This window comes from Syntrophales bacterium (genome assembly GCA_030655775.1).
GTDB lineage: Bacteria > Desulfobacterota > Syntrophia > Syntrophales > JADFWA01 > JAUSPI01.
Genome location: JAUSPI010000074.1, coordinates 15,970 through 31,677 on the forward strand (window position 1 = coordinate 15,970; position 15,708 = coordinate 31,677).

The 15,708-nt window shown below is 43.7% G+C and carries 13 protein-coding genes; all 13 read right to left on the minus strand.

All coding sequences use genetic code 11. The features are described 5' to 3' along the window. Positions 1-54 precede the first annotated feature (54 nt). Positions 55-528: a hypothetical protein gene (locus tag Q7J27_03885; GenBank protein MDO9528281.1), complete on the minus strand. Its 474-nt coding sequence runs from the start codon at positions 526-528 to the stop codon at positions 55-57. 392 nt (positions 529-920) lie between these two features. Beyond that, positions 921-1,805 carry a tetratricopeptide repeat protein gene (locus Q7J27_03890; protein ID MDO9528282.1) on the minus strand — a complete coding sequence of 295 codons (885 nt, stop codon included), beginning with the start codon at positions 1,803-1,805 and terminating at the stop codon, positions 921-923. Beyond that, a complete protein-coding gene (locus Q7J27_03895) occupies positions 1,802-2,914 on the minus strand; it encodes an N-acetylmuramoyl-L-alanine amidase (GenBank protein MDO9528283.1) in 1,113 nt (370 codons plus the stop codon). Before Q7J27_03895 ends, Q7J27_03890 begins: the two co-directional genes overlap by 4 nt. Positions 2,915-3,032: 118 nt before the next feature. Continuing rightward, positions 3,033-5,981, minus strand: coding sequence for a DUF799 family lipoprotein (locus tag Q7J27_03900; GenBank protein MDO9528284.1), 2,949 nt, complete (start codon positions 5,979-5,981; stop codon positions 3,033-3,035). Beyond that, the gene (locus tag Q7J27_03905) at positions 5,926-6,693 is read right to left on the minus strand and encodes an MBL fold metallo-hydrolase (GenBank protein MDO9528285.1); all 768 of its coding nucleotides are present in this window, start codon (positions 6,691-6,693) and stop codon (positions 5,926-5,928) included. Before Q7J27_03905 ends, Q7J27_03900 begins: the two co-directional genes overlap by 56 nt. 138 nt (positions 6,694-6,831) lie before the next feature. After that, positions 6,832-7,674 (minus strand): dTDP-4-dehydrorhamnose reductase, encoded by an 843-nt coding sequence (rfbD, locus tag Q7J27_03910; GenBank protein ID MDO9528286.1) that lies wholly within the window; start codon positions 7,672-7,674, stop codon positions 6,832-6,834. A gap of 201 nt (positions 7,675-7,875) precedes the next feature. After that, entirely contained in the window at positions 7,876-8,613 is a 738-nt protein-coding gene (truA, locus tag Q7J27_03915) for a tRNA pseudouridine(38-40) synthase TruA (GenBank protein MDO9528287.1), read from the minus strand. Between the two features lie 132 nt (positions 8,614-8,745). After that, on the minus strand, positions 8,746-9,945 hold the full coding sequence (locus tag Q7J27_03920; protein MDO9528288.1) for a phosphoglycerate kinase: 1,200 nt from the start codon (positions 9,943-9,945) through the stop codon (positions 8,746-8,748). Positions 9,946-10,116: 171 nt separating this feature from the next. Then, on the minus strand, positions 10,117-11,559 hold the full coding sequence (gene gltX / locus Q7J27_03925) for a glutamate--tRNA ligase (GenBank protein ID MDO9528289.1): 1,443 nt from the start codon (positions 11,557-11,559) through the stop codon (positions 10,117-10,119). Positions 11,560-11,822: 263 nt separating this feature from the next. Continuing rightward, on the minus strand, positions 11,823-12,302 hold the full coding sequence (gene ispF / locus Q7J27_03930) for a 2-C-methyl-D-erythritol 2,4-cyclodiphosphate synthase (protein MDO9528290.1): 480 nt from the start codon (positions 12,300-12,302) through the stop codon (positions 11,823-11,825). Positions 12,303-12,368: 66 nt separating this feature from the next. Further along, positions 12,369-13,061: a 2-C-methyl-D-erythritol 4-phosphate cytidylyltransferase gene (gene ispD, locus Q7J27_03935; protein MDO9528291.1), complete on the minus strand. Its 693-nt coding sequence runs from the start codon at positions 13,059-13,061 to the stop codon at positions 12,369-12,371. A 707-nt stretch (positions 13,062-13,768) separates the two neighbouring features. Next, the gene (locus Q7J27_03940; protein ID MDO9528292.1) at positions 13,769-14,653 is read right to left on the minus strand and encodes a TRAM domain-containing protein; all 885 of its coding nucleotides are present in this window, start codon (positions 14,651-14,653) and stop codon (positions 13,769-13,771) included. A 345-nt stretch (positions 14,654-14,998) separates the two neighbouring features. Then, complete coding sequence (locus Q7J27_03945; GenBank protein ID MDO9528293.1) at positions 14,999-15,484, minus strand: CarD family transcriptional regulator; 486 nt, start codon at positions 15,482-15,484, stop codon at positions 14,999-15,001. Positions 15,485-15,708: the final 224 nt, after the last annotated feature.

The window sequence follows — 15,708 nt, forward strand, 5'->3', positions numbered from 1 at the left end:
TCCTTTCCCGTTCACCTTCATTTACCTGTTGAAAGTTTGTATCAAAAATCGCACTTATAACGCCTGGACAGCATTGTGAACGAACTGATACAAAATGTTCAAATCTCCCACTGCGTCAATCCTGTCTATAGCTGTCTCCCGGCGATCCGTATATATCAAGGTAATTTCTGTCCATGTCCCGGTTACGCCTTTCGGAACAGACACATAATTGTAAAGATCAATCCGTTTTTCAAATATATCATCAACAAGGCGATACGCTTCGTCATTTTCATTGGTCAGGATAATAACCCTGTTGATTGTGTGGAAGTCGTGTCTTTCAACTATAATTTTGTAGTGTTTTCCTTCTCTTTCAACGGCAAATCGCATGTCGCCGCCGCCCTGCGTGTTCCACACGAAACCGATAATTGGACTCTCAGAATAAACCAGGTCGTCTATCTTGCATTGATTACCATTCGCGCAACCAGCGAAAAAAACAAGAATGGCAAGATGAAATATCAAAGTTCGATAGCGCAAGCTGAAAATGGTCATGTAAAGAACTCCTTTTCCCCAGTGTCACGTCACGCGTAAAATGTCGTATCGACCACCTACGCCCTGCTTGGGGAATTCAACTTCAAAGTGCACCACATAAAATTATAGTTCAAAAAATAGAAAAATAGGGACAGCGCCCTTTTTTTGTTTCGTATAAACAAAAAAACCCATCTCTCCATTTGAGAAACGGGGTTTGTTTATAATCTGCCCATGATTCCCTCTTTCTTTGTGATAAAAGGGTTAATCTTATTTGCTACAGCTTCAATGAATACGGCAATTACAATACTTGCTCAAAAGTATTTGTCAAGAATTCTCTATATTTGTCGTCACTTTCTAAAGGTTAAAAAATATTAGGAAACTATACAATCATGATGTTTTTTCTTTGTCATCTTCTATTTTCCGTATTTTTCCAGATTATACTTCGCTGCCTTATTGCTGGGATTTACTCCCAGTGTTTTCTTCCAGTATGTAACCGCTTCTTTTCTGTTTCCCGCCGCAAGCGCTTTCCACGCCAGATCGTTGTATGCCTTGGCAAGGTTAAATATTGCATCCCCGTCCCCGGGATTAATCCTGAGGGTCTTTTTCCACTCCCCGATAGCCTCCTCATAACTCCCCTGATTGTAATATATCCAGCCTGCCTCGTTTATAGCCGCGGTATAGGATGGCTTTAGTTCCAGTGCCCTGTCGTATTCAAGAAGGGCATTATAAACCATATCAACATTATGGAAGGCCTTTCCCAGACGATAGTGGGTATCAGCTTCTCCCGAATCGGCATCACGGGCTTTTTTCAGATATTCGATAGCCTTCGCCTGATTATGTCTGAAATTATAGATCGCTCCCAGGTAATAGTAGGCATCTGCATTGTCAGGATCAATCTTTACAATCTCCTGAAACTTTTCAAAGGCATTATTCAAGTCGTTCTGTCTGAGGTGGAGTATTCCGAGCCACAAAAGGGCAAAAGTGTTCCGGCGATCTATCTGAACAACTCTGGAAAATTCCTGAAAGGCATCACCAAAACGTTCCTTCTTTGCATAGAGTATTCCCAGCTGGTTATGGGCGTATTCATTTCCGGAATCGATCCGGACGGCTGCCTGGAATTTTCCGATAGCCTCATCGAGCTTTCCCTTATAGTGAAAATCAGCCCCCTGGAAGATAAGGTCATTGACATCGACCGCCAGAGCGGCACCGCCGCTGAAAAAAAATAGCAAAACGGCAAAGATAATATATTTCTTCCTGACTCCTGATTTCTGACTCCTGACTCCTGTTTTATTTCTCATGCCAGCCCCCTCATAATCGCATCAACAATCTTCTCCCGAAATGCAGGCTGTTTGAGCATCGATTCTTCATTAGAATTTGATATAAACCCCGTTTCCAAAAGTATCGACGGCATCTTCGCCGTGCGAAGGACATAGAAATTGGCGCTATGGACACCACGGCTTTTAAGAGGAAGGCCCTGTTTAAAGCGATCCTGAAATCCGCCGGCAAATTTTCCACTCTCACTCCAGTAGAGCTTACGCTCAAACTGAAATAATATCTCTTCAATATCAATATATCCGGGACGTTTTTTGAATGGTTTGTCGTATTTTAAAACTGCATTTTCAAGCGCGGCAACCCTGGCCGCCTCTTTGCTGGAAGCCTTTTCGGCACAAAAATACGTTTCCGATCCATGGGCCTCACGGTTTTTATTAGCATTAATATGGATACTGATAAAAAGGTCAGCCTGATACTGATTGGCAATAACGGTACGATCACTAAGTGGAACATAGTAATCTTCGGTGCGTGTCAGGAAAGCTTTAACCTCCCCCCCACTCTGCAACCTTTGATGAAGCTTTTTTGCCAGGTCAAGATTTACATCCTTTTCCTTCAAACCGTTCAATCCCACAGCCCCCGAGTCAAAGCCGCCATGACCCGCGTCTATAACCACACGCTTAACCTGATATTCGAGTCCTTCATCCGACTGGAGCCGGCTCAGCATTCGTTTTTCTTCCTCCAGGGCGTTTCTTTCCAGAGGAGTCAGAGGCTTTTTTACCTTCTTCAGCTTTGGAATCGGCTTTTGGGTCATGATCTCTATCATCATCCGTGAATATACATCCTCCGGATTCAGCCTAACTGCCTGTCTGAATGCATCCACTGCCTCCGCCTTACGGCCAAGACCACGGTACGCACGACCCAGAAGTCCAAAGGTCCAGTCACTTTGAGGATCAAGACGCACGGCCTCCTTCAAAACTTTCAGCGCCCCGTCATAATTGCCGCTCTGGATAAGGTTCTGGCCTTCAAGGGCATAATCGAACGACGTCTTCCCCCATACCAGAGATGGGAAAATGCCAAGAGCTGAAGAAGCGAGTACTCCCTTTCCCAGCAAATTCAGGAATAATCTTCTGTCCATAATTATACTCCATACTCTGGGGGTCAGGTCTTGCTTTTTGCCATCATACCTCAGTGTATATCCTGACCCCCAAGAGGTACGACATGATGGCAAAAAGCAAGACCTGACCCCCTTTCCGCTACTTGCCGGAGAATGCCTTTTTCTCGGGAGTCTCAAGCCAGGGCTTAATGTTGATATTATCTCCCCAGATAACGTTCTTATCAGGCGGACTATTGCCCCACCAGTTGTGACGCGCATCAATCTGTATAGTCGAAAAAACCTGTATAGCCACTATATTATTTGCAAAATTGTTGTAATTGATCTTCGGTCTGGACATCCCGACACATTTTATACCGCCCTCCCCCAGATTACCGCCAATAGTATTGTAAAATATCTTTGGCGCCGCATCGTTTCGACAGTACACACCATTCTGCGCACTGTTGGCTATGTGACAATAGGAGATTTCCGGGACACCGTAGTAAACATCGAACGCGGTGGTGGCATATTCAACAATACAATACTTAAAGAAGCTGTTTACCTTTGTCTTTTTCTCAAAACGTACCGCATTCAGATAATCACCGCCTGAAGGAGTTGCTCCCGATGACGTGAACAAAATCGGACTTTCACTTGTGCCTCTCGCAACCACACCGCCATCTTGCACTATTATCGAGGTATTCTGGTCAAATTTAATTACAACACCCGGTTCAATGTAAAGTGTGGCACCTTCATCGACTACGACATCTTTTACAATCCTGTAAGGACTGTTGGAGAGAATAAGAAATCCATCCGATTTCATAGATCCGCCCAGGGCCGATGCTAAAATGGGAAGTTTGATCGATTTGCCCTCCGGCCAGGCGCTATTCAAGACTGACCCGATGTTGATCTTCCCTCTAATCCTTTTCAGAATATCAAGGCAGTTAGAACTCCCCCACCAGTTGTCACAGGCAGAAACCGCCTCTCCCGACATGGAACCCACCATATCAAAGGGCTTGTTGTCATAAATATTGTTCTCAGTTATCGACAGTTGACTGTTCTGAACCGTAATTCCCGAACCATCATTTTGAATAATCCAGTTATGCTTAACTGCGGGTGAGGCGCTCTGAACTGCGATTCCGCCTCCCGCATTACCGCTGATTTTGTTTTCAACAATATTCGGCCGTGCCCCGTCTGCCGCAAAGATCCCTGTTTTTGCATTTTTGTGTATCGTGTTTTTGACCAGATCCGGTTTGGAAAATGCACCAATAACACTGATTCCTGTCATGTTGGCCGTCAGTTCACAGGCCTCAATGCTTGGTGAGGATGATTTACAGGTTATTCCTGATTTTGCATTTTTAATACGGGAAAACCGGATCAGATTTTCCTTTTCTTTTGTATTGTTGAAGGTTATGCCTTCCCAGGTTCCTCCCTCTACCCCGCCAAAGGTAATGAGATGTTTATCATCCCCCACAGCCTTAAGACGCCCTTCAATAACCAAAGCACCTCCCTTTGATTGTATCTCAGTCCCCGGCTCAATGGTCAGAAGTGTTTTATCCTTGACGATAACTGTGTCTTCGATGACATAGGGACTGGCACCGGAGTACCATATTGTATCAACTTCGATGGAACCAGACACCGGAGTCGGCCCCGGCGCCACGGGCATACCGACAATAGCATCGGTTTTTTCACTCTCGTTTCCTGCCCTGTCCAGGGCGGAAACCTTATAATAATACTTCTGATAATTAACAAGTTCTGAATCCCGATGGTGGCTGAACTCTGTTTTGGCCACCTCTTTGAACCCGGAGAGCGGTGTAGAACTGCGATAAACAAGATATCCTGCCAGGTCAGAGTCGGTGTTTTTGTCCCATTTCAGCAGGACGAAATTATTCCGACCCACGCTTGTCAGGTTTTGGGGCTTCACTGGCGGCGTGGTGTCCATCGTTACAGCACCTATGGCATCAATCCAGTGGGCTGTATTTCCGGAATCATCTGTCAGATAACCGGTAATAATGGCGTTTGTCACGTTATCCCCCGGCACGACCTTGTAGGTTCCAAGATAACCGCCGGGCTCAATCTCCGCCATGTCAATACCCTTCTTATAGCCTCCAATATCGAAAGAGGCCTGCATGCCGGGAGTACCCTTGATAACAACCCGGATCTCGTCACCGGCCTTCTTTGGAAGGCCTCTGGTATCCTGGGTAAGTAATGTAATATCAGGGGGACGAAGCGCCTCAGCAATGGTCGGAGCCGGTATAGTCTTCACCATATCCCTGAAGAGGTCATCGCACGCACGCAGAAGCTGAATATCCCTCACATTCATGGCTGTAGCAATTACAGTGGCAATAAGACCTATAGGTGTCACAGAAATACCACCTTCGTGTATACGGGCCACATGCTGACCGCTCCAGAGAAAGTGTCCTGTTTTCGTATCGTACATCTTAATATCCGCACCGACAGATACCTGTGAATATACCACTGCAAAAAGCTTGTCAAAATCAGAAATGTCACCCAAAATCACCGCATCCACATTAAGGATTTTCCCCAACTCCTGTGGTGACGTTTTACTGATAATTTCCGGATCTGTAAGTCCGGCCTTCCTCAACAGGCGGTCAACACGGTACAGTTCCACGTCCTTATAAGGAATGGAACTGAAGTGATTGTAAAAACCCCTCCGTACAACTTCAGTACCCTTTTTACTTTTGGATTGGTCAATGAATGGGAGTACCGCTACACTGCGAGGCTTGTGCTTTTCCAGATACGGATCAACTTTATAGGTTCCTTTAAAGGGGGTGGTAATCTGGGAAACTATCAAGGTATCCTTAGTGGCTACCATACAGCCCTGGATGAGGATGAGCAGAGACAATATTAAAATCAAGCAGATAGACCGAGACTTTTGCAAAATTGTGTTTCCGGTCATTGTGAGGCACGAAGTGCCGCGGCAATCTCGTGGATTATCAACATCTTGCGAGATTGCTTCGCTTGCCCCCTTCGCTACGCTCGGGGCTAAAGGCTCACCGCAATGACAATATGGATATTTTGCAAAGCTCTCCAACTTTCTAAAATGCTTCAACGCCGAGTAGTACATTTTTGTCACCTTTGATGATTTCTCCATGACCTGGATAGATGATTACCGGTTCAATTGTTTCACAGAGATGATTATAAGAATTTAGCATTATTTCTTTGCTCCAGTGAAATCGGTTCAATGTTCCGCGGCCATTTTCTTTCATGTTTATGATAAGATCACCGCAGATAAGCTCACCGGATTCCCCATTATAAAAAGATACGGAATCCTCTGTATGCCCTGGCGTTGCCAAAACTTCCCATTCATCAAAACCGAGTCTGAATGTTCTGTCGCCTTCACGTCCGAAGTACCCGATTTTGTCCTGTTCGCAGGGAAGATTAACTATATTCCTCAGAAATGGAAGTGGAATGCCGGCAAGACTTCCAAACATCAGGTGGGAAAACCTCCTCATGTATCGAGTACTCGCCAGGGATGCCGGCACAAGACCAACAAACCAGTTCTTTATAAGGGATATTTTCCTCTCTCCTCTCAAATAGTCTTCTACGATGTAATTGAACAGTATCTTTGTAGTCGGGGAACACCTGTCAATGAGATAACCTATCCCCCCGATATGATCTATGTGAAAATGTGTTGAGACAATATACAGCATGTCTTTCATGTCCCTGCCGAGCGTACCTGTAACATACTCTACGACATTTTCCGCACTCCCGATACTACCCACATCTACTGCCATTAAACCATGTCGGCCAACGACTACATAGGTTCTGGCAAAGCCGGAATTTTTGAGAGGATGAACCTTCATTGTTTAAGTGCCTAAAGTTTGAAGTGCCTAAAGTGAGCTAAAGTTAATGTACACGCCTTCGGCGCGGTCAATTCCGAAACAGGCTGCGCTGAAAGCGCATTCCTTAACTTTAGGCACTTTAGCTCACTTTAGTTCACTTTACACTTCTTTACTAATATAATCACTCAATGCCGTCTGCCATGATCTCAGCGGCACCTTTGTTTCATTAAAGAACTTTCTACAGCTCAGAACAGAATATCGAGGCCTGACAGCCTTTCTCACAAGACCGTCAGATTTTATCGGTTCGACTTTAATGTCAGTTATACCGGCATATTCAAGTATTTTTACGGCAAACTGATACCAACTGCCTTCTCCGCTGTTAGTCACATGGAAGATACCTGAATAATTGCCCTCAATTAACGCCTTTACTGCGGAGGCCAGATCCATGGTATAGGTCGGGGAGCCTACCTGATCGTCTACTACTTCCAGCTTGTTCACGCTTCTCGTCTTTTCCAGTATCGTCCTTACAAAATTATTTCCATTTTTCCCGTAAAGCCAGGCGGTTCTCAGAAGGATATAATTATCCAGGATGTTCCTGAGGTACAATTCACCTTTCAGCTTGGATTCACCATATACGCTGAGAGGGTTGCATACATCTCCTTCTATGTAAGGACTCCCCTTTTCTCCATCAAAGACATAATCTGTACTGAAATGAACATTTTTTATGCCCCGGTCTTTACATGTCAGAGCAACATTTTTTACACCCTCTGCATTTACGGAAAAGCATTCCTCTCTGTTTGATTCACAGCCATCCACATCTGTGTATGCAGCAGCATTCACGACAATATCTGCTCCGGACTCTAAAATAATACCCCTGCAATCCCGGGCAGAAGAAATGTCAAAGTCCTCAATATCCTTGCCCGTCACATCATGAGAAACGCCCAGTATGGAGATAAGGTCGCTTCCGAGCATACCTTTATGTCCCAGCACCAAAACCTTCATTAGAGCCTTTATCCACAACAACTGCTTTTAACAACAAAATTTAGTTAAAAGTGTAAAGTGAGCTAAAGTGCCTAAAGTTAAGGAATGCGCTTTCAGCGCAACCTGTTTCAAGATCAACTGCGCCTAAGGCGCACACATTAACTTTAGCTCACTTTAGGCACTTCAAACTTTAGACACTTTGGGGATTGAGGCTTTGCCGCTTTAGTATTTGACTTCTTTTAAAAATAGTCCCTGCGGCGGTGCGGTAATACCCGCCATGTTCCTATCCTTAGCCTTCATTATATCGAGGAATTTAGCCGGTGAAAACTTGCCTCTTCCCACATCAACCAGCGTACCCAAAATGTTTCTCACCATATATCTCAAGAAGCCATTGGCCTCTATGAAAAATCTTATTATACCATCCTTCCCCTGATTAATGCTTACATTTACAACTTTTCTTATATAATCCGAAGTATCGTTATTAGCGGCACAGAAGGATGAAAAATCGTGAGACCCGATAAGCTGACTGGCAGCAGTTTTCATATTATCTATATCGAGTGGAGAATGTACAACCCATGAATAGTTCCGGTATAAAGCCGATGGAACAGGACTGTTGAATATTTGATAAAGGTAAACCTTGCTCTTTGCATCATATCTTGCGTGAAATCGTTCATCTACCTCCACCAGGCTTTTAATAACAACGTCTTCCGGAAGAAGGCTGTTTATCCCTTTTAGAAGGTTTCTTTCAGCAATCTTTGATTTTGTCTTAAAATTTGCAACCTGTCCAATAGCATGAACACCGGCATCCGTTCTGCCTGAACCGATCAACTTTATTTTTTCCTGAGTAATAACACCAACCTTTTCCTCAATTGTTTGCTGTATGGTTATGTCACCACGCTGCCGCTGCCACCCGTGGTAACCGGTACCATCATATTCTACGATAATCTTGAGATTCCTCATCCCGTACCAATAAACGTTCAGCGATCATACAACAATTCTGAGTGTCGAATTAGGGCAGTAGCGGGCTTCAGCCCTGCAATGTGAGCCTGACAGACAGGAAAGGAACAGAAGTTGGCAGCTGTCTGCCTGGATCTATTTCTTTCCTGCTCTATTCCCTTTCTTGAGGGCAGCAACCGCCGGAAGCTCTTTTCCTTCCATGAGTTCGAGGAAAGCCCCGCCACCAGTCGATATATAAGAAATCTTGTCGCTTTCGCCTGCCCTGTGAATCGCGACATCCGTATCTCCGCCACCCACAATAGTAAGGGCATGAGAACTTGCAACGCTATGAGCCAGCGCGGATGTCCCTCTGCTGAAAGCATCTATCTCAAAAACACCCATCGGCCCATTCCATATAATGGTCTTTGCATTACTTAATGCTTCGGTAAAGAGTGTAATGGTGGCAGGCCCTATATCAAGACCTATCCAGTTAGCATTGATTTCCTGCACCGTAACAATCTTCGTTTCAGCATCGTCTCTCATTCCCTCAGCAATAACACAATCAACGGGAAGATAAAATTTTACACCATATTCTCTGGCAGTTTTTATAATCTCTGTGGCTTTATCCAATAGACCGTCTTCTACGATGGATTTGCCGACCTCACATCCAGTTGCCTTAAGGAAGGTAAAAGCCATACCGCCGCCAATAATCATCTTATCCACTTTTTTAATAAGATTAATAACTGCTTCACATTTGCCTGACACCTTCGAACCACCAACTATGGCAACAAGGGGTCTCGCCGGATTTTCCAATGCTTTGCTAAAATAGCTAAGCTCCTTTTTCATGAGAAAACCCGCCCCGCTCTCCCTGGCAAATCTGGTAATACCAACATTTGATGCATGGCTCCGGTGAGCATTTCCAAAGGCATCATCTATATACACATCCGCATAACTTGCCAGCTCTCGCGCGAATACATCAGAGTTTGAGGTTTCACCCGGATGAAATCTTAAATTCTCAAGAAGAAGAATGTCTCCCTGTTCCATTTCACCAATCATGCTTTTAACGTTGTCGCCTATGCAATCATCGGCCATCTGTACCGGCTTACCAAGCAGGCGTGACAGCCTTTTTCTCACGGGAGCAAGGCTCAACCTTTTAATAACTTCACCTTCTGGCCTCCCAAGATGAGACATAATGATTACCTTTGCATGCTCATCCAGTGCATAATTGATAGTGGGGAGTACAGCCCTTATCCTCGTATCATCAACAATGTTTAAATCACTATCCAGAGGAACATTAAAATCGAACCTGAAGAGTACTCTTTTCCCCTTTATATCTATTTCATCTATAAATTTCATTGGGTCTCCTCATCCTTATTATTGAAAACATTAAAAAACGGTTTTTATAATATCTCACCAGGGACATTAAGGTCAAGAAAGAAAAGGAAAAGAGAGAAAAGGGGGCATCCATCAGCTTTTCATTATATTGGTTTGTTATTTGTTGAAAGCTTTGAAAATGTGGTTTTGTTTTTAGATGGCGGCGGCATCCTTAACCCTTTTTAGAAGGGATTCTTTACCAAGTATGGCAAAAAGCCTGTCGAGTTCAGGACCCCAGGTCTTACCGGTTATTGCCGCTCGTATAGGCATGAATAACCTTTGTCCCTTTAATCCCGTTTTATTACTGACAGCATCGACAATACATCTGTATAAATTATCTTCCGTACAATCTTCTGACATCAACGCTTCATGAAGGGATTTTACAACCGTCGAGGCGTACCCCTCCTTAAGGATTGATGCGGCATCTTCCAGAATTTCATACTTCTCATCAAAAAATACATCAATATATTCTCCGGCTTCGGAAAGTGTACCGAGGTTGCCCTTTATAGCCTCCACTAGGGAATGAAGCCACCGGCGATCCATAGTATCACAATCATATCCCGCATCCTCAATAAAAGGGGTCAATAGCTCAGTCAGTCTCTCAGTATTACATTTTCTTATGTATGCTTTGTTCAGCCATATCAGTTTATCCTCATCAAAAATTGCTCCGCTTCTACCAGCCTTTTCCAGAGAAAAAACGTTGATAATTTCATCAATGGTGCAGATTTCCCTTACCCCGGCAAAGGAACTTCCAAGAATTGAAAGGTAATTCAAAAAAGCATCGGGCAAAATACCCTTATCCCTGAAAGCCTTAACCGAAACGGCGCCATGCCGCTTGCTCAGCTTTGAGCGGTCTTTTCCTAAAATAAGTGAATGGTGCGCGAATAGGGGGGGCTTAAAACCGAGCGCTTTATAGATAAGCAGTTGAAGGGGGGTATTAGAAAGGTGATCCTCTCCTCTGATTACATGTGTTATTTCCATGAGATGGTCATCGATAACAACAGCAAAGTTATAGGCTGGAACACCGTTGGAACGCACTACGATAAAATCTCCCATCGAATCACAATCAAATTTCATACCACTACGGATCAAATCGCTAAACTCAACGATGCCTTCTCCAACCTTGAAGCGAAAGGCCGACCTTCTCCCCTCACCTTCAAGCCTTCTCTTTTCCTTGTCAGAGAGATTTTTACATCTTCCCATATACCGCGGCATCATCCGCTTCGAAAGAAGGGCTTTCCTCTCTGCTTCAAGTTCATCATCGGTACAGTAACAGCGATATACCCTATCTTCTTCTATAAGTTTTTTCAGGTAATGGTCATATATATCAAGCCTTTCAAACTGGTGATACGGGCCAAATTCACCATTTTTTTCAGGTCCCTCGTCCCAGTCAATAGAAAGCCATCTCAAGTCCTGAAGAATCCCTTTTTCAAATCTTTCTGACGTCCTTGCCCTATCGGTATCCTCAATCCGGACGATAAAATCTCCCCCATAATGTCTGGCGAAGAGCCAATTGAAAAGGGCGGTTCTGGCATTTCCTACATGAAGATCCCCGGTAGGAGAGGGTGCAAATCTTACTCGTGGTTTCTCAGACATTTTTGTTGACCTGTTATAAGTATTGAGCATTCAGTATGCAGTATGCAGTTGAGAGCTTTGCAAAACTGCAATTCTGGTCATTGCGAGGAGCTTTAGCGACGCGGCAATCTTATGAATTATCAATATGTTATGAGATTGCTTCGCTTCGCTCGCAATGACAATGTTGGTATTATGCAAAGCTCTCGCAGTATTCAGTAAAAAAGCCCAAGTTTAAAACAGATTTTCTTTATCTTAACAATGGGCAATCACCAACTGCTGATGGCTTATCCCTTCTTTTCCTTTACCAGAGCGACAGCAAATGCGGCAACCCCCTCACCGCGGCCAATAAAGCCCATCCCTTCATTCGTGGTGGCCTTTATATTTACCATGTTTACCGGTATGTTGAGCACAGTGGCAATGTTCACGGTCATTTCATGGATATATTCTCTCAACTTCGGTTTCTCCAGAACTACCGTTGAATCAATATTGTTCACATAAAAACCTTTTTTATCCGCGATATTCTGAACCTCCATGAGAAGTTTAAGGCTGGATACGCCTTTATATGCAGGATCTTTATCGGGGAAATGTCTTCCTATATCTCCCTCAGCTATCGAACCGAGTATCGCATCACATATAGCATGCAAGAGAACATCTGCGTCAGAATGACCAAGGAGCCCTTCCTCATGCGGTATCTCCGTGCCACCGAGAACAAGGTTTCTACCTTCAACAAACCTGTGACTGTCATATCCAAAACCAACTCTCATAGATCATTCCTTGTATTTGAGTTCCGAGTTCAGAGTTCCGGGTTGGAAACTTTGAACTCTGAACTTTTAACTCTGAACTCTCTTTATTATTTCTTCCCCTACGACAAGATCCTCCGGAGTCGTGATCTTTATATTATCATAAGACCCCATTATCATTCTGACATTAATGCCGATACGTTCTACAAGTGAGGCATCATCCGTCCCATAAAAATTATCATCATAGGCCTTTTCGTAGGCCTTTTTAATAATCTCCCTCCTGAAGGTTTGCGGGGTCTGAGCCGACCACAGGCTTTTTCTGTCAACCGTCCTTTCAATGAATCCGTCACCGTCAACGGATTTGACTGTATCCGTAACGGGAACACCGAGTGCCACCGCACTATGCTCCAGCGCCGCGGTAACAGAAACGCTTATCAACTCCTCCGAAACAAACGGCCTGACACCATCATGAATTACGACAATATCAGTATTATCATCGACTGTATCAAGACCCCTCTTAACGGAATCCTGCCTTTCCTTTCCCCCTGCCAGGACACTTCCCACCTTTGAGAGGTCGTATTTCTCAACGATCTCCCTCTTGGAATATTCCACATAATCCTCAGGAACCACCAATATTACATCATCAATAATCGATGCTCGTTCAAATTTACTCAAAGTATGGACTAATACCGGGACGTCATCAAGCACCAAATATTGCTTGGAGAGATCATGCCCCATCCTTCTTCCCAACCCACCGGCAGGTATAATCGCAACGGTCTTCATTGATACACCTTACACACAAAAGTTCTGCACAACTACCAAAAGCTGCATGGAGTTTTAAAAATATTATTCTGAGAGCAAAACAGTCTTTTGCCTAAAGCAGCAAAGCCGCAACCCCAAAAGTGCCTAAAGTTTGAAGTGCCTAAAGTGAGCTAAAGTTAATGTACACGCCTTCGGCGCGGTCAAATTCGAAACAGGCTGCGCTGAAAGCGCATTTTTTAACTTTAGGCACTTTAGCTCACTTTAGTTCACTTTACACTCTTAACTAAATCTTGCTGCTTGAACTGGTACCAACATCTGCGCAAAAAACGCAGTTGTTGAGAATAAAGACTCTAATCTCCTGTTCATGCTAAAATTAATAGCCGATTACTAACACCTCAATATAAAAGGCCCGGGGCTCTCAGAGCATCCCGGGCCCTAACTCAGATTTTGCAGTAGCCTCATGTTGCGACTTGAAATCCTTGCTGTACCGCTGCTTGCTTCATCCTGAACTTGTTTCAATGTATTGTGAATTTCTGAAATGAACTCAGACTAACAAAACTACACTCCTAAGTGAAGCTCCCCGCCCACAGGGCGGGGCTTCCCGGTAAGGAATATGTTTGTTTTATATTGCGCCCCTTACCCCGCCTACAAGGCGGGGCTTGCGGGTGCGCTCCCGGTCACACAATCACTTCAACTGATCGATTCGCGGGGGCACTCTTCGTCCCACCTCAGTGACGAGAATTCGCCCTGTACACTTTCTTTTCAGGAACAACTTCCTTAAGTTCAGAAAATATCATTCTGCCTGCCGTTGTCTGAAGTACGCTCGTTACCAATGCCTCAACATTCTCACCCAAATATTTATTAGCATGATCAACAACAACCATTGTACCATCATCAAGATAGGCAACTCCTTGCCCTGGTTCCTTCCCTTCCTTAATGATCTTAACCGACACAACTTCACCGGGCAACACAACGGGTTTCAATGCATTGGCAAGTTCATTCACATTCAAAATTTTGATACCCTGTAATTCGGCAACTTTGTTAAGGTTAAAATCGTTCGTTATAAGCTTACCATTCATCTTCTTTGCCAGGGCAACAAGCTTTGAATCAACTTCCTTTATTTTTGGAAAATCCTGATCCACAACTTCAATGTTAATATTGACGCTTTTTTGCATCCGGTTCAAGACATCCAGTCCCCTTCTGCCACGTGAACGCTTCATCGAATCAGAAGAATCCGCAATGTGCTGCAACTCATCCAGTATAAACTGAGGGACGATTAAATCGCCTTCTATAAAACCCGTGTCGCAGATATCAGCTACCCTGCCATCAATGATAACACTCGTATCAAGGATCCTGTAATCATTGCTACTCTTTAACCCCTTCTTAAAGGACCCGAACACCGTAAAACTGATTTCCTCACTCTTTTTCGATCCAATCACCAGGCCAAGATATCCAAGAATACAGGTCAACGCGACATATATCCACGTTACAATTTCCTGTTCCTGATTAGCCCAAAATCTCAAACTATAGGCAATGAGGGAAGCAATCGAAAGACCAATGATCGTCCCAACAACACCACCAGCTATACTTCTGATTGATACCTTCCTTATCACCTGCTCTATTTGTATAACAATTATAGAAACTAAAAATCCAAATAATAAACCTATCAATGATTGCGGAAACCCGTAATGCCCACGAGCGATAAAAAAACCACTTACAGAACATACTAAAATTAAAAGAAATCTTATAATCAGTTGAATCACCTCCTTTATATAATAATTTATGATTATTAAAGTCTATAAGGATTGTAGTCACATCCCCCCCTTATATCTTGTGGTGGTAACCGGGCTCTTGTTCGGCTCCCTTATTATGGAAAGCAGGGGCGAAGTCTTTGTTTAAGAGAAAAAGTATCCATGAAGGACTGCAGACAAAAGTACTTCTGCCGCAGTGGCAAACAATCAATTCATAGGAAATATAGCGTTGATGTTCTGTTCTATTTGAGTCTCTTCATCACAAGTTGCAACCGACATTTCTTTTATCAATAGATTCTTTGCGGTATCCATCATCTTTCTCTCACCAAAGGATAAGTCTTTACTATGCTTTAATATAAAAAGATCCCTCAGTACCCTGGCAATCTCAAAAACCGATCCTGTCTTTATTTTTGCAAGATATTCCTTGTATCTTTTATTCCAAGTCTGTTTGTCTAATATTATATCCCTGTCTTTAAGAATCTCATAAACCCTGGGGATTTCCTTTTCTGAAATAACTTCTCTCAATCCAACAGATTCTGCACCGTCTGTGGGAATCATGATCGTCATACTGTTTCCCAGTATCTTCATAATATAAAAAAGCTGATTATTCCCCATGATTTCTTTCTTTTCTATAGCTTTTATCACCCCCACACCTTGTGCCGGGTAAACCGCCAAATCTCCTACTCTAAACATACCACTACTCCCTACTGCTTTTTATTTACTGAATTTTAAGTTTTAGCACACTTTGGAATTTCAGTCAAGAAATGATACGGAAGCTGGATATTCGACATAAGCCCAAGCGCAAACAGCAAGTCGCGCTATAAGGTGCGCCATGAGGCCACAGACCCTGCATAGAGCGTTTTTCTCGCCAGGATAAGGGAGTAATAGCTTGAATAAAATTAAGGAGGCTGAGAGTG

Coding starts and splice junctions, on each gene's coding strand:
- truA (MDO9528287.1), bottom strand. CDS start 8,613: ATGAGGAATCTCAAGATTATCGTAGAATATGATGGTACCGGTTACCAC.
- Q7J27_03905 (MDO9528285.1), bottom strand. CDS start 6,693: ATGAAGGTTCATCCTCTCAAAAATTCCGGCTTTGCCAGAACCTATGTA.
- Q7J27_03885 (MDO9528281.1), bottom strand. CDS start 528: ATGACCATTTTCAGCTTGCGCTATCGAACTTTGATATTTCATCTTGCC.
- Q7J27_03920 (MDO9528288.1), bottom strand. CDS start 9,945: ATGAAATTTATAGATGAAATAGATATAAAGGGGAAAAGAGTACTCTTC.
- Q7J27_03900 (MDO9528284.1), bottom strand. CDS start 5,981: ATGGAGAAATCATCAAAGGTGACAAAAATGTACTACTCGGCGTTGAAG.
- gltX (MDO9528289.1), bottom strand. CDS start 11,559: ATGTCTGAGAAACCACGAGTAAGATTTGCACCCTCTCCTACCGGGGAT.
- ispF (MDO9528290.1), bottom strand. CDS start 12,302: ATGAGAGTTGGTTTTGGATATGACAGTCACAGGTTTGTTGAAGGTAGA.
- ispD (MDO9528291.1), bottom strand. CDS start 13,061: ATGAAGACCGTTGCGATTATACCTGCCGGTGGGTTGGGAAGAAGGATG.
- Q7J27_03895 (MDO9528283.1), bottom strand. CDS start 2,914: ATGGACAGAAGATTATTCCTGAATTTGCTGGGAAAGGGAGTACTCGCT.
- Q7J27_03890 (MDO9528282.1), bottom strand. CDS start 1,805: ATGAGAAATAAAACAGGAGTCAGGAGTCAGAAATCAGGAGTCAGGAAG.
- Q7J27_03945 (MDO9528293.1), bottom strand. CDS start 15,484: ATGTTTAGAGTAGGAGATTTGGCGGTTTACCCGGCACAAGGTGTGGGG.
- rfbD (MDO9528286.1), bottom strand. CDS start 7,674: ATGAAGGTTTTGGTGCTGGGACATAAAGGTATGCTCGGAAGCGACCTT.